We start from the raw sequence: 14502 nt of genomic DNA on the forward strand, positions 1-14502 counted from the left end.
CGCGTTCCCGTCGCGATAAAAAGCAAATACTAAAGCCTTTAGAAAATCTGTCAAGTTCAATTCTATTTGTTTATGTATCCATCTTGTTTTTACCGCAGATTAACATCTCATCTTTGGAAAGAAGATAATTATAAAGTTGTACCATTAATTCGCGCGTATGGTCATTTTCACCATTGGTAGCACTGTTAAATAGTGTACTGATAATGACTTTGTTACAGGGAACATAAATATAAATTGCTCGATAACCTAGTGTTTGCCCTTCATAAAACCAATAGCGCCCTATTTTTGCATCATAATTTTGAGCTATGCCAAGGCCAAAACCTTGTGGATCCTTCTCTGTCGTTGTCGTTATAGGTAAACCCGTCTTAAGAGAAACTAATTGTTGCATTTTCTGCTGTTGATCTTTAGTTAAAAGTTTATTTTCAATGAATAAATGTTCTACCCAATGAATAACATCTTCGCTATTGGCAACAAGGGCACCAGCAGCCCCTGCCCAACTTAAGTTATTCTCAGTGACATCTTGTCCTAATAACTCAGGATTGTCGTAAATATTATAGCCATAGCCTCTTACCAGGCGTGACAATACTTCGGGTGGATATTCAGGTACAGGATAATAAGTATTCTTGAGCTGAAGAGGATTGATAATTTTATCAATAAGGAGTGCTTTAAATGGTGTTTTGTAGGCTTTAGTCAGTATTTTATCCATTAAAACATACCCTGTATTGCTATAAAAATAGCCAGGTTTGCGTGGGGGATTAAAGTCTTTTGAGTAAATTAAATTGATTAAATCGTCCTGACTCCAATATTGGCGAAGATTTTTGCTGAATAAATAATTAATTTTCGGGGCTTCAGAATAATTGGGCATGCCACTACTCATATCCAGTAAATTCGTTAAACTGATATCTCCCCAATGTGGATATTTTCGGGTAAGTAATTACTTAAGGTTCCTGCTAATTTGATTTTATCTTCACTTTCAGCGAGAAGGGCCAATGCTCCTGTAAATGATTTCGTGATGCTGCCCAGATTAAACAGTGAATTCGCATCAATCGGTGCGCTCCCTGGCTTATTGTCACGATACCCAGCGGTATAAGTGGTTAATTTATCTTTAACTTTTATCGAAACTTGAATCGCTGAAAAAAATTCGACAGATTTGTATTTTTGTAAATGTTCCTGAATGATTTGATTGATGGCATTGTCTTTAGAGTCTGTGGGCTTTTCCAGTACTGAGGCGAAGACAAATGTTGTCACAAACATCAAACTAAAAAAAAGTGCTTTCATAAATCCCTTTATTTTTAAACGCCTTAAGAGCAGGCGCATCAATGTATGCTTAAGCTATCATGAAGAGAAGCTCAATCGCAATAAAATGATGAAGAGGGGAGAAATTCCTAAGGTATCGTGGGGTCGTTTTCATTATTCTTGATTCCTAACATCCCGAGAATCTTTGTTTCTGCATCCAAAAATCTTTTCCTGCATCCTGGGAATCTTTATCCTACGTCCCGCGGCTTGTCCGCTGGATCTAGACGAGTGTGCCTTATAAGCTGGATCCCGCGGACAAGCCGCGGGACGTAGGAAGTAGTTGTACTAGTAGGAAGTAGCTGTACTATAAGAAGGCAATTGCACTATTAAGCAGCGGGGGGAGTAACAATAATCCTTGTATCCTCGTCCTCTTTCTCAGCATTTTGCAACCATTGCGTGGTGAATTCAGTTTCTCTTTCAGTTTTGGCTTGACTGAAGAAAAAGGACCGTCCAGAAAGTAAACGGCCAACACCAATAAAGAGACCCACCACACTAATTGTCATGATGATATCAGCGATCAGACGTTTTCCAGAGTCACGGTGAGCAAATTCATGGTGAGCTGCCTTAATAATTGCATGAGCTTGATCTTTGGGGGACGACGTGGATAAACGAATTGCTACCGCGGTTTCATAAAATTTATTCAATGACATTGAATAGTCTTGACCAAATTCGCCGCGCTTATTAATAGCAAGTTTTTTATCGAGAAAATCCTTTAATGCTAACAGGTCAGAAATTATCTCATTTGAAAAGACGGCTTTCTTACTGGCCTGAACAGCTTCCCAAAGCGTTTTATCATGTATTACTGCATCTATGAAATTGGAGTACGCAGGTTCCTTCAATCCGGCAATCTTTCTTTTTAATGTTGCTAAACTGTCTTCTACCTTTTGGGATTCAGCATCTGCTGTGATTAAGCCTTTTTCCTGTAAGATGGATAAATGGTCATTGGTTTCACGAGTCTCGGAAAACACTTGTTGAATAAAAGAATTAGATTGGCAGGTATCTGCTTTATCCTTTAGAGCGGGTAAACCATGGATTTTAGCAGCTACGGTTGTGAGTGAATTGTAAACCTCAAGTCCCTGGTAAAAGCCATTCTCGTAGGATAGTTGAGTAAACTTCTCTTTAAATTTATCACCTATCGTCTTGGGTAAAGAATCAAAAAACGCTTGTAAGTCAGTAAAATATTCTTGCTTTAAGCCAAGCCAACCGGGGGTTTTGTCAGAAATCTCATCCAATGCTCTAACCTTTTCCTTCCAGATTTCACCCACTGCTTCACTCATGGTCCCTACTTCAGCGTCTTGATAACGAGCAGGCAATTGTTTATAGATCTCTAGTAATTTTAAATAAATTTCATCTTTAGAATCAGCTGCTTTAAAAGAAGAGAAATGCTGTTTAAACGTTGCTAATACTCTTGCATCGTTGAATTGCTGTCTGAATTGCGTTTGCAAAAATAAAGGCAATGCTTTAAAGGTTGTTTGCAGTGATTCAAACGCCCCTATCTTGTCCTCTGCACGGTCAAATACTTCAAGGCTTAAACGATATTCTTCAAAAAGTGATTGCTGTATACTTAACTTTTCTCTTGCTGCATCAATATTCTTGGTGAGTGCACCTTGAAATTTTGCAGGTAACTGAGTTGCCATCTTCTCTAAAATTTCTAAAGCCGCAGCTTTTTCTTCAAGCGAAGATGCTTTTGTAAATTGCTCTTCTAGGGTATGAAAGGACGTTATTTTTGCGTGCAATTCATACAGTTTCGTATATTTTCTTTCAATATTATCTTCGCGCGCAAAAAACATTTGCTTAGAATCAGTAATCGCTTGATCCATAATTCCCCACAACGTGGAATCATTGATAATTCTAAAGAGCAGCAAACTTTCCTCAACGGCGTTTAATTCTTCAAAACAAATCGTAGCGAGTTGTAATCCATCCAAGGCATGTAGTTCTTTGTCTGAAATGGGGTAAAAAAAGCTACTCTCGTAGTCCGGTGTTTCACAGGGATCAGGATTGGTAAATAAGGACGAGAGGGCTTCTCGTGCTTTATTAAATGCTATAATTGCATTCGATAAATCTGACAAAGAGGGTTCCATTACCTTATACTTTTCGGTAATTTCTTCCTGACTAAGTTGGACTTTATTTGATTTAATTTCTTGTGAAATGAATTTTTGCATCTTTTGAACGACTTTAAGAAAACCTATAACCGCATTTCCGCTGCTAGCTACTTGATCCATTTTTTTCCAAACGGAATCCCCATAATCATGACCATATTTACGCGAAGGTTCCTCATAAGGTACAAAACGATAAATACCTAAAGTTTTAGTATCTATAGTTGAGAGACGACGTAAAATTGTACTTTCTCGATAGTAGGGCACAAAAGCATGTCCTTTTTGAAGCCCTGGAACATATTCATGGCCAGTTGCCAGCAGATTTCTATTGCTTGCCGCGTCGTGTGGCCATAGCCGAAAACTCTCAGTTTGACTGGCCAATAAATCAATGTAGTGATTATATTGTTCTGCAACTTGCGTTAAGTTGAGTTCATCGAAGTTAACGGCAATGGCTTGCTTTAGATTTAATTCGCCTTTTTTATTAATATAACTGTCTAATGTTGTAACGAAATCAGAGAAAATCGTTGTTTCATCTATTAGCTTAAATGGGTTAGACGCAGTAAAGAGTACGCTTTGATAGAGGTCTTCCTGGGGGGCGTGTTGTTCTTTTAATTGAGTGATTTTGGTAAGACGTTGTTCTAACACTTTGGCAAACTCTGCAGCTACCTCTGCATAATTACCCCCTTCTCCAAAGGTGACATGTTCAAAACTGGGAATAGCAAGATACTTGGCTAGTTCTTTCTTTGTTTGTTGATCTAACTCATCGACCGTTTTCGCTTTTCCTTTTTTCTCCTCATCAACTAATTCTGGTTTAGTCTTATGTTGAAATAAATCCTTAGGCATCTGCCGAAATGCTTCCAAAACTGCGGAAGAAAAAAAGTTTGCAACGGAACCATTACTTAACGCTTTTGCCCTTTTCTCTATGAGCAGACCTTTCTCAGCAATAGAGGTAAATAACCCAAAAATATTTTGGTAGTTTTGAATATAACCTTTGGTTATTTTTTTGAAATTAAAAAAACCCTCATATTCTGCAGGAAAAAGAATATCTTTGTTATTTGCTTCAGAGGCAAATAAACGGAAAGCATCACCCCAGTCAATACGTGCAAATTGACTAAAGAATGCTTCAAGGGGGTTAGCAATTGCTGGTATTAAGCGAGCGATATTAGCACTATGAACACTGTAAGCACCCAAAAGCAAAGAGAACATCAGTGACAAAGATAAGCCGAAGTATTGTCCCGAATGGGTGAGAGCTGGGTAAGCTGAAGGACCGTTAATTATTTCCCATAGAGCATCGCGGTCAGAATCATCCTTATAGCCGGTACCAATAATTCTGAATAATTCAATGAAGGAAACGAACGGTTGGATTAGCGCATAGGAGCCATCATCAAGTTGAATAGCTTCAGCAAAGATAAGTGATTTTTCAGCGCCATCTTGGAGTTTGCCTTCGTCGATTAGGCCTTTTATCAATCGTTCAGAAAACTGTTTGAGTAAAAGACCAGCAAATAATTCAGTAAATAACTCTTTCCTGTCCGCAGGCTGCTTAATAAGGAATTTCTCACCATTTTTCGCTCGATAAAAACCATCGACATCGCCTTTATTTTTGCCGCCGGTTTTATCTTTAAATTTCTCTAATTCAAGACCCTTGTAGGTAGGCATAGCAGAGCCACTCATTTCAATACAACAATATTGATATAATAGTGTGCAAAAATTAAGACAATATTAAGTGAAAGAAACAATTCCTGTTTACTGTTCTGCACCAAAATAAACTCTAAATATATTAAGATAGGAACCGTCCTGTTCGGCCGCTAAAAGTTGTTGATTAAGTTGCGCGATTAAATCCGCATGTGAGGGTGTACTCATGATACTTATCCCCTCGCCAACAATCATGGGTTTACCAAGAAGATGAAACTGTCCGCCACCATTTTGTTGCCAATAATAGGCTGTTGCTTCATGCATAAACGCTGCGGCAATCGTATTGCTACTCAGCGCCGTAATTAAATCTTCCATATCATCGAAAGATTGAATGGTAAATAAGCCCGGATAGTTTTCATTTAAAAAACCTGCGAAAACAGTAGAATCTTGCTCCCCTTTGATGACGCCAATGGTTTTATTTGCCAAATCATTAATGCTTGTAGCTGTACTGTTTGGTGAAACTAAAAATTCTCCTCGACTCAGCATGTAGGGCAGGGTGAAGATATATTTTTTTTCTCTGCCTTTTGAAATTACTATGCCGCCGATAGCAACATCAATGTCGCCATTATCAAGAGCGGTAAATAATTTCTCAAAATCCATAGGAACTAATTGGCAATCTGTATTCATTTTCTGGCAAAGAAGATGAATTAACTCAATATCAAAACCTTCGTTGAGTGAAATGACAAAAGGGGGATATAAGAAAACGGTGCCTACCCTGATGGTGGCATGGGCAGCAAAAATATTGCATGCAAAAAGTAAGAAGAATAAAACTGCTTTGATTGAGCGCATTATCTATCATCCAAATTGATAATAATTTTGCAAACAGTTACTACTCTGACAGTATAAGTGTAGCCTATAGTTTATTTTTTTACTCTAACGCCCAGTTAGTAAGTAGTTGGGGTAGAGGAATTACCCAATAATCGCTAACATTCGCTGTTTTAAAACCAAGACGAGTATAAAGATGAAGCGCATTTTGGTTAGAGGTTTCTACATCAAGCATCAACTTGTTTTTCCCTGAAGTCAGTGCCTGATTAATGCAGTAAGAGAGTAATTCCCCGCCCCAACCTTGTCCTTGGTATTGTGGAAAGATTGCAATGTCAGAGAAGATGGCTTCCTTGGATTGCCAATGAATATGCGCCTTCCCTACGATAATGTGGTTATAGGATGCTAAAAATAATGTATAGCTCGCATCGTTTAATAGCATGCTAAAGCGGCTTATCATGTTTTCTTGATGTTCTGGAAAACAAGCCTCATCAATCGCACATAGTGCAGGGATGTCATCTTCGGTTGCTTTACGGATATGAAGTTTAGGAGTTGGCATGAATATGGGGTCGTATCCATTTCTTTGCATGTGATATTCACTATTGCGATAACTAAATCCCTGATTAATTAACCAGTCGTCATTGATTTCAGTTGGAGTTGAGAAAATCAGGGTAGTCATTTCCTTGGCGGTTAAAAGAGGCATAATCGTTTGTAAGAGTTGTTTCGCAATACCTTGTCTGCGATGAAGAGGAGAAACGATGAGACTCACCTCACAAGCATCTTCATAAAAGAAATACACACTTAGGAAGCCAAGTAATTGATTGTCTTGAAAATACAGGACATTATTTTCTGTGGGTCTTTTTTGGATAAGAAGATGATTATAAAAAGTAGGTGTTCCCCCATCATGTTCACGGCATAAGCTTGCCAGATCTTGAATTGCTTTTAATTGGTCATCGTCAATTTGATTGTTACAAATGATCATGATGTTTTCTTCTTAAATAAATTAAGTATTGCATAAAAATGAGTATTTTTTATCAATAGAGACGTATATATTTGAAACGCTCTGTGCTTATTATCAGCTATACTAAAAATACTTTTCGTTACTGACGCTCACTATGCCTAAGATACGAGAAAATTATGAGTATGCCAGAGTCCTACCTAAGGAAATATGGCGATTTTATATGGATTATTATCGTCAAGTCACTAAAGAAGGGCAACAACACGAATCGTTATTATTTGACATCGATGAACCTGGTTATATGGCAGCGATGCTTAAAGCCCATCAATTGTTAAATATAACATTACATGAGCCGCTGTCCCCGAAATTAATTTTGCAATTGTATAAAGCTGCCTTAGAAGGGGTGAGTAAAACCAATTTAACAGAGTTAGATCGTTTTGATCGTTTTCGTTCAAATGATGTAAGTGGATTTTGGTTGAAACTAAATACTGTCGATACTGACGAAGCGAATGTTTCCCGCGAGGGATTGCGTCAATTTTTAGAGGAAATTATTGCCAATAATAATGAAAATCACTATGAAATTTTAAGTCACGGTACTGATGTGTTGCAAGACGTTTTAAAGCGTTATAAGGGCGCTGCTAACCCAAAACAAGGTTTAGAGGATGCTTTAGATTTTCTGGAAACTACGATTAAAAATACGCCTTGTAAATTTCTCTCACCGCGTATGACGCATAAAGAGATAGCAGAGAAAATTAATCATTATATTCTACAGTATGAGATAAAATTAAAAAGTGTCGCGGGTGATGAAAATAAGATAGATTGCATTATTAATTTAATTCAGAAAATTGAACGTCTGCATCCTTTTATTGACGGGAATTGCCGAACGTTAGTCATGTTAGTTTTAAATAGAGAATTAATAAGAAATGGTTTTAAGCCAACAATGTTGTGGAATCCTAATCGATTTGATTTTTTTTCAACGGAGCAACTTCGCGAAGATATTCTCAAAGGATGGACCCAAGCCGAAAAATATCAGTCTGAAGTTGCAAATTTAATGCCGTATCAAAAATTATATAATCAGGTGGATACGCTATACATTGATGCGCGTAAAAGCTTATTCCATAAATCGTCAATAGAAACGAAAGCAAGGGATTTAGAAAAATTATTAGAAACACTAAAGACCACTGCACCACAAGATAGTATTGAGCTCATTCGAACAAGCATGACGAAATTGAAAATTGGTCGCGGGGTAGATTCTACAGAAAATTTATTAAAGGCATTACTTAGTGACATTGAAAAAATGCCTTCACTAACATTATCCAGCCACAGTAGCAAATTACACTAGGGTTGTTAGCTAATGGCAAAAAATATCACAAATAAAAAACTTAAAATAAATAATAAAGGATTGATTGTCTGGCGTGTAATTACTTTTAATAGGGTATAAAGAAGAATACCGCTTCCTATTCCATCAGCAATCGATGAGGTAAATGGAATTAACATAATGGTCACCATACAAGGCGCAATCTCTGTGAAATCTGTCAATTTCAGATCCGTCACATGCTTCATCATGCTACAGGCAACATATAACAGTGCTGGTCCCACCGCATAGCTTGGAATCATTTGTGCCAGCGGAAAGAAAAACAACATAAGAATAAAACCGACAGCAATTACCAAGGCCGTTAAGCCGCTGCGTCCACCGGTTTCAATACCAGCTGCTGATTCAATATAAGGAGAGGTGCTGGCTGAGCCTAAAAGACCTGCAAGTGTTGAGGCTGCTGCATCAGCAGTTAAGCTTTTGCTTAATCGCTGTTGATAATCATCCTCATCTTTAAATACGGATTGATTCAATAAACCAATAAGTGTTCCTGTGGCATCAAATACGGCAATCAGGAAAAAGGTAAATGTTGCCTTAAGAGCGGCGGTATTGTTAAAGCCTGAGAAATCCAATTGTAACCAAGTTGTGCTGATTGATGGAGGTAAAGCAACTATTCCCCGCCAAGAGGTTAATCCTAGCAATAGACTCAGTAAGCTAATCGTTAAAATACCTAAAATGATTGCCGCAGGTATACGATAATAATCCAAGACCAAAATCAATAAAAAACCAGCAATAAATAAACCACTTTGAGGGGTGGCAAGATTTCCAAGACCCATTAAAGTATGCTCATTACTCACGATGAGTTGATTGCTATGTAAAGCAATTAAAGCAATAAGTAAACTGATTCCTATGAGAATAGCTACTTGCAAGTTGTGAGGAATAGATTCTATTAATAAGCGTCTTAATCGGGTAAGGCTCACCACTAAGAACATAAGACCAGAAATAAAAACCATCGCCAGGGCGTGTTGCCAATCGATGCCCATGCCTTTTACTACGCCGTAGGTGAAGTAAATGTTAAGCGCCATGCCTGGGGCAATACCAATGGGGGTGTTCGCATAAAAGCCTGTGAAAGCACAGGCAAAGGCGGTGACAAGACATGTGGCAGTAAACACTCCGCCTGGCTCCATGCCAGCTTCCTGAAGTATCGTTGGATTAACGAAGGCGATGTATGCCATTGTTAGGAAAGTCGTTACACCCGCCAAGATCTCCGTTTTTAAAGAAGATTGACTTAGAAAACGAGATTGGAAGCGATTCATAGAGATTGCTCAATGCAAAAGTTGATACTACAAAAGTTAGAGAGCGCTTGCAATATAGAATTTAATAAAGGAGTAAGCGACAGCCATAAACTAAAAATGGATATTAAGTACGGCAAAAATAATTTCGATGGTAATTAATACAATGATGATAATTTCCAGGCTGTGAGAATGTCTGGTTTCCAGGTAGCTGTTAAACATATCAAAGATTTCGTTCAATGTATCCAGACGATGGTTGATAGTATTCACTCGACGTTGAATGTGTAGGTATCGTTCCATCATGGTGTAGTATTCTTCGAGTGTTGGATGTTGCCAGAAGTATTTCGGATGATAAAGGAAATTACTAATCAAGTTCATTTCGCTTTTAGCACCTAAAATTTCGCCAATAACTTGTCGTATTTGATTACGTGTAACAGGCATTTCCCCTTTATGGGAGAGACTTTGAATCATTGGATTATATTTTTCGATCAATGCTTCAATGATGGTTTCAAAATATTGTAATTTTGCCGATTGAGAAAATCCGTACGAAAAACTTAATTTCAGTTCATCACTGTCTGCTTCGATCGTTAAACAATCCACATCAAAAAAATCATGAGGCTCTATGGCTGTTTTATCGCCCACTTGATAACTGAATTCATCGCGCACCAGAAAAGTAACTAGCTTGTCTCCAAAGGGACGAATGATGTCAAGATAGGTATTAATTGCATAACGCTTAACACCCCAGGTGACAACAGTACCATTTTTAAAGACAAAGACTAATGAATTGCTGTCATCACAGTGACTTAATTTTAATACATCTCGAGAGCGAACAGAGCTATAGCCAATCAATGTATTCTTAAAATGATTATCTAGACGCGTCAAATCAATTGAACTGGCAATGCAATAACTTAAGCATTCCATGATTACATAACCTTTGATGACTCGTGATATAACTGGATATCACGAGTTTCTATTTTTATTACCCAATTATAACCTAATTAGAGCAAGACTACACGCTTTCTGTAGTTTCACGTCCAGGATAAGCTTTTTTTCGATCGGTAATACCACTTAGCCATTGAGGACAAACTTCCAAAACTTCCGCTATTTTATCCAGCTGCTCCGAAGAAGGTAGCAAATGACCAAAAATCATTGCATTGGCTAAATGGCGGGTAACGCCAAACACTTTAGAAACCGCTTTGGTTTTCTCAGCTAATTCCTCAGGAAAACCAAGCAAAGACAACTCACGATTAAATCGTTGTGAAAATACCTTACTATTCACCTTTCGCTCCATGAAAAAAGATTTCCTATCAGCTTTTGGGGCTGACCCCTCATACCCGTCAATCCTTGATACAGGTAAAACTGTTATAACTTATTTTTTTGTTAACGCAAAGTATTTTCTGTGTTTTTTAAAACAAGATCTTATCTATTTAAAAGCCATTCTCATTTGGCTCCCATTGCAAGCAATAGGACGTTATTCATTGAAGGAAATAGGACTGAGTTGGAATTTGAAATTAGCAAGAAAAACTTGCATGGATATAAAACTGAAATTGACAATATATCCATACAAGTAAATCAATCATTCGTGATGACTGTAATAATTTAAATCAAGCTCTCTGGCCGCCTTTACATCATCCAGCCGTTTCACAGGGAGCGTGTGCGGTGCATCTTTTAGCAGAGCTGGATTTGTTTCGGCTTCATGATGAATGGCTTGCATCGCACTGATAAATCCATCCAACTCTTCTTTAGATTCAGTCTCTGTTGGTTCTATAAGCAGGCATTCAGGGACCAGTAACGGAAAATAAGTCGTTGGCGCATGAAAACCATAATCTAATAAACGCTTCGCTAAATCCATCGCCGAGATTCCATAAAGTTTCTTCTCTTGACTTAATGTCAAAATAAACTCGTGGGTTGCTCGTCTTTCAGGGTATGCAGGACTAAACCCCGCTCTTTTTAATTCAGTGAGCAAATAGTTTGCGTTGAGTGTGGCAAATTCTGATACACGTAATAAACCTTCTTTGCCCAAAACACGGATATAAAAATAAGCACGTAATAAAATACCTGCATTTCCCATAAAGCATGATAAACGACCAATACTTTGCGGATAATCACTGCGGGTTGCCCAACGGTAGTTATCTTCTTTAATGACATTAGGAAGTGGTAGATAAGGAAGCAAGCGCTTGCCCACAGCAACAGGACCTGCACCCGGACCACCGCCGCCATGAGGTGTTGCAAAGGTTTTGTGTAAATTCAAATGCATAACATCAAAACCCATATCACCAGGTCGTACTTTACCTAAAATGGCATTGAGGTTGGCACCGTCATAATAAAGAAGACCGCCAGCTTGATGCACAATTTCGGCAATTTGCTTAATTTGACGCATGAATAACCCCAAGGTTGAAGGGTTAGTCAACATAATACCTGCAGTTTTAGGGCCTACTTTGCTTCGTAGCTCTTCCAGATCAATATCACCATCCTTGGCAGTCGTAAGCTCAACAACTTTAAATCCGCACATGACAGCTGAAGCTGGATTAGTACCATGGGCTGCATCTGGAATTAAAATTTCATCACGTGCCGTATCGCCTCGGGATTGGTGATAGGCTTTAATCATGGCGACGCCAGCAAACTCACCTTGTGAACCAGCCATAGGAGTCAAAGAAACACCAGACATGCCTGTGATTTCAGCAATATAGCTTTGTAGTTCATGCAGAATTCGCAGAAATCCCTGGCTTGCTTTTTCAGGAGCAAGAGGATGTCGATTAATAAATTCAGGCTTGGACGCTGCTTTATGAACACCACGAGGATTATATTTCATGGTGCAGGAACCCAATGGATAAAAGTTAGTATCAATTGAGTAATTCAATTGCGACAAACCTGTAAAATGACGAATCACCTGTAATTCTGAGCAAGCAGGCAAACGTGGAGGTGTTTTACGCAAGAAATGCGCAGGAATTGCGACCTGTTCTGCTGGCTTTTCAGGCATTTGTGCCGTTGCTTTTCGAGTTGCTTTTGAACGATTAAAAATCAACATAATTTGCCTTCCGTTTTCTGAATGAGATCCTTGAGTTCCTCGCAGTGTTTCACCGGAGTAAACTCAATAATCTGATAGTCAGTGATTTCAGCGAGATAATAAGGATCACGTTTAAGTATTGACTCCAAGTGCTCTCTATCACTAGTTGCCGCGATAATGATGCCCCCAGTTCTGGGCTTCATAGGACCTGACGCTACCAATAATCCCTTTTTGTAGTAGTAGTCAAGAAACTCCCTATGAGCTTGTAGATACTTATCCACCTCACTAATCGGAGTTTTATAAAATAACTGTACTATAAACATTAAATGCCTCGCTTAGTCATAATTGACTGCAGTGAATTAGCATAATGAGTGATTTCCTCAGGGGTACGCATTTCAGTTGCACACACAAGAACAGTATTTGCGAATTGCGGATAGTGAGACTCTATTGAATACCCACCAATAATGCCTACATCTCGTAATCTTGCTAAAACCTCATCAACGGGTTGATTGAATCGCAAAAGTCTTTCATGGAAGCAGGGTGATGAAAAAACAGTTTCTACCCCTTCAATTCTAGTCAATTCATCTGCAAGCTTTTGGGTATTGGCATAGCATTGATAAGCCACTCGCTGCAGACCCTCTGCCCCCAGTAAACTCATATGAATGGTTGCTGCAGTCACTAATAAGCCTTGGTTAGTGCAGATATTTGACGTCGCTTTTCCTCGTCGAATATGTTGCTCACGCGCTTGTAAAGTGAGGGTAAATCCTGTTTTTCCATCTTTATCAACCGTACGGCCAATTAGACGTCCCGGCATTTGGCGGACATGCTCCATGCGCGTACTAAAAAAACCAAAATAAGGACCCCCTGAAGCCAAGGGAGAACCAAAAGGTTGTCCTTCCCCGCATGCAATATCGACCCCCTTGCTGCCCCATTGTCCGGGTGGTTTTAAAAGACCTAAAGAAATTGGATTAACACAAGCGATACTAATCGTGTTATTCGTTTGCGCCCAATCGGTTAGCTCATCCACAAGTTCAAGACAGCCAAAGAAGTTAGGTTGTGCAATAACCAATGCGGTAATGTCTTCACCCTTATACTTATCGAGGGCCGATAGTGCTGTAATCCCTTGTTGTTCATCAAAAGGCAAGGTGATAACTTCAATGTGTTGCGTACGTACAATGGTTTCTAGAGTTTCACGATAAAACGGATGAACAGTGCCAGCAACTAATACGCGATTGCTTTCGCTGCGTTTGTTAAGTCGTACTGCCATGAGTACTGCTTCAGCTAAAGCAGAAGCACCGTCATACATCGAGGCATTTGCGACGTCCATTCCAGTTATCTCTGCAATCATGGTTTGGAATTCATAAAGAAGTTGCAACGTGCCCTGGCTAGCCTCTGCCTGATAAGGCGTATAAGCCGTTAAAAACTCGCCACGAGAGGTAATATCCCACACCGCAGCCGGAATATGATGTTCATAGCTACCTGCGCCTATAAAACATACCCCATTCTGGTTTTGATTAGCCATATGCTGCGCATTTTGCAACATGGCCATTTCGGAAAGACCTTCAGGAATATTTTTAAGTTCGCCATACAATAAAGACGATGGTATTTCATCAAACAAATCTTGTGTTTTCTTAATACCGATACGAGCTAACATTGCATCGATATCTTCTTTTGTGTGTGGGATATAAGGCATTGTTAATGATCCTCTTTAATTTCGCTTTGGTATTCCTCGTTACTTAATAATGTGTTTATTTCATCAGGGTTTTTTGCTCTGATTTTCACTAACCATCCAGCGCCGTAAGGCTCTTTATTGACCAAAGCAGGATTTTCGCTAACGTCCTGATTAATGGCTACAATCGTTCCACTAATAGGTGCATAAAAATCAGAAGCTGCTTTCACAGATTCAACCACGCCAATTTCATCACCGGCATTTACTTCATCACCTTCCTCAGGCAATTCAACAAATACCATATCGCCTAATAATTCTTGGGCATGCTCTGTGATTCCTACTGTATACTCAGAGCCGTCTACTCTTAACCATTCATGTGTTTTTGTAAATTTTAAATCGGTCATTTCTATCTCTCTTT

General features: G+C 38.8%; 13 protein-coding genes. 1 reads left to right on the plus strand and 12 read right to left on the minus strand.

Annotated elements, in window-relative coordinates; translation table 11 throughout:
- Positions 1-70 precede the first annotated feature (70 nt).
- From LHA_RS00965 to LHA_RS00980, 5 genes are all read right to left on the minus strand, one after another.
- Positions 71-865 (minus strand): serine hydrolase domain-containing protein, encoded by a 795-nt coding sequence (locus LHA_RS00965; RefSeq protein WP_052673541.1) that lies wholly within the window; start codon positions 863-865, stop codon positions 71-73.
- Positions 866-891: 26 nt separating this feature from the next.
- Positions 892-1278: a serine hydrolase gene (locus tag LHA_RS17475; RefSeq protein ID WP_052673542.1), complete on the minus strand. Its 387-nt coding sequence runs from the start codon at positions 1276-1278 to the stop codon at positions 892-894.
- Positions 1279-1622: 344 nt separating this feature from the next.
- Positions 1623-5048, minus strand: a complete 3426-nt coding sequence (locus tag LHA_RS00970; RefSeq protein ID WP_045104886.1) for a LepB GTPase-activating domain-containing protein — start codon at positions 5046-5048, stop codon at positions 1623-1625.
- A gap of 87 nt (positions 5049-5135) precedes the next feature.
- The gene (locus tag LHA_RS00975) at positions 5136-5873 is read right to left on the minus strand and encodes a transporter substrate-binding domain-containing protein (RefSeq protein ID WP_045104887.1); all 738 of its coding nucleotides are present in this window, start codon (positions 5871-5873) and stop codon (positions 5136-5138) included.
- Positions 5874-5952: 79 nt separating this feature from the next.
- Positions 5953-6828 carry a GNAT family N-acetyltransferase gene (locus LHA_RS00980; RefSeq protein ID WP_045104888.1) on the minus strand — a complete coding sequence of 292 codons (876 nt, stop codon included), beginning with the start codon at positions 6826-6828 and terminating at the stop codon, positions 5953-5955.
- Between the two features lie 133 nt (positions 6829-6961).
- On the opposite strand from LHA_RS00980, the gene LHA_RS00985 reads away from it, so the two are divergent.
- Positions 6962-8146, plus strand: coding sequence for a Fic family protein (locus LHA_RS00985; RefSeq protein WP_082060249.1), 1185 nt, complete (start codon positions 6962-6964; stop codon positions 8144-8146).
- A 5-nt stretch (positions 8147-8151) separates the two neighbouring features.
- On the opposite strand, the gene LHA_RS00990 is transcribed toward LHA_RS00985, so the two are convergent.
- From LHA_RS00990 to gcvH, 7 genes are all read right to left on the minus strand, one after another.
- The gene (locus LHA_RS00990; RefSeq protein ID WP_045104890.1) at positions 8152-9432 is read right to left on the minus strand and encodes an NCS2 family permease; all 1281 of its coding nucleotides are present in this window, start codon (positions 9430-9432) and stop codon (positions 8152-8154) included.
- Between the two features lie 90 nt (positions 9433-9522).
- Positions 9523-10329: an RMD1 family protein gene (locus LHA_RS00995; protein WP_045104891.1), complete on the minus strand. Its 807-nt coding sequence runs from the start codon at positions 10327-10329 to the stop codon at positions 9523-9525.
- Positions 10330-10417: 88 nt separating this feature from the next.
- Positions 10418-10687 carry a hypothetical protein gene (locus tag LHA_RS01000; protein ID WP_045107317.1) on the minus strand — a complete coding sequence of 90 codons (270 nt, stop codon included), beginning with the start codon at positions 10685-10687 and terminating at the stop codon, positions 10418-10420.
- Between the two features lie 297 nt (positions 10688-10984).
- The gene (gcvPB, locus tag LHA_RS01010; protein WP_045104893.1) at positions 10985-12436 is read right to left on the minus strand and encodes an aminomethyl-transferring glycine dehydrogenase subunit GcvPB; all 1452 of its coding nucleotides are present in this window, start codon (positions 12434-12436) and stop codon (positions 10985-10987) included.
- The gene (locus LHA_RS01015) at positions 12430-12738 is read right to left on the minus strand and encodes a YciI family protein (protein WP_045104894.1); all 309 of its coding nucleotides are present in this window, start codon (positions 12736-12738) and stop codon (positions 12430-12432) included. The genes gcvPB and LHA_RS01015 overlap by 7 nt, the downstream gene beginning before the upstream one ends.
- On the minus strand, positions 12738-14108 hold the full coding sequence (gcvPA, locus tag LHA_RS01020) for an aminomethyl-transferring glycine dehydrogenase subunit GcvPA (RefSeq protein WP_045104895.1): 1371 nt from the start codon (positions 14106-14108) through the stop codon (positions 12738-12740). The genes LHA_RS01015 and gcvPA overlap by 1 nt, the downstream gene beginning before the upstream one ends.
- A gap of 2 nt (positions 14109-14110) precedes the next feature.
- Positions 14111-14488 carry a glycine cleavage system protein GcvH gene (gene gcvH, locus LHA_RS01025; protein ID WP_045104896.1) on the minus strand — a complete coding sequence of 126 codons (378 nt, stop codon included), beginning with the start codon at positions 14486-14488 and terminating at the stop codon, positions 14111-14113.
- Positions 14489-14502: the final 14 nt, after the last annotated feature.

It is taken from the genome of Legionella hackeliae (genome assembly GCF_000953655.1).
GTDB classification, from domain to species: Bacteria; Pseudomonadota; Gammaproteobacteria; order Legionellales; family Legionellaceae; genus Tatlockia; species Tatlockia hackeliae.

What these genes read in the sequence shown, in the direction of transcription:
- LHA_RS00965 (WP_052673541.1), bottom strand. Translation starts at nt 865, where the DNA reads ATGCCCAATTATTCTGAAGCCCCGAAAATTAATTATTTATTCAGCAAA.
- LHA_RS17475 (WP_052673542.1), bottom strand. Translation starts at nt 1,278, where the DNA reads ATGAAAGCACTTTTTTTTAGTTTGATGTTTGTGACAACATTTGTCTTC.
- LHA_RS00970 (WP_045104886.1), bottom strand. Translation starts at nt 5,048, where the DNA reads ATGCCTACCTACAAGGGTCTTGAATTAGAGAAATTTAAAGATAAAACC.
- LHA_RS00975 (WP_045104887.1), bottom strand. Translation starts at nt 5,873, where the DNA reads ATGCGCTCAATCAAAGCAGTTTTATTCTTCTTACTTTTTGCATGCAAT.
- LHA_RS00980 (WP_045104888.1), bottom strand. Translation starts at nt 6,828, where the DNA reads ATGATCATTTGTAACAATCAAATTGACGATGACCAATTAAAAGCAATT.
- LHA_RS00985 (WP_082060249.1), top strand. Translation starts at nt 6,962, where the DNA reads ATGCCTAAGATACGAGAAAATTATGAGTATGCCAGAGTCCTACCTAAG.
- LHA_RS00990 (WP_045104890.1), bottom strand. Translation starts at nt 9,432, where the DNA reads ATGAATCGCTTCCAATCTCGTTTTCTAAGTCAATCTTCTTTAAAAACG.
- LHA_RS00995 (WP_045104891.1), bottom strand. Translation starts at nt 10,329, where the DNA reads ATGGAATGCTTAAGTTATTGCATTGCCAGTTCAATTGATTTGACGCGT.
- gcvPB (WP_045104893.1), bottom strand. Translation starts at nt 12,436, where the DNA reads ATGTTGATTTTTAATCGTTCAAAAGCAACTCGAAAAGCAACGGCACAA.
- LHA_RS01015 (WP_045104894.1), bottom strand. Translation starts at nt 12,738, where the DNA reads ATGTTTATAGTACAGTTATTTTATAAAACTCCGATTAGTGAGGTGGAT.
- gcvPA (WP_045104895.1), bottom strand. Translation starts at nt 14,108, where the DNA reads ATGCCTTATATCCCACACACAAAAGAAGATATCGATGCAATGTTAGCT.
- gcvH (WP_045104896.1), bottom strand. Translation starts at nt 14,488, where the DNA reads ATGACCGATTTAAAATTTACAAAAACACATGAATGGTTAAGAGTAGAC.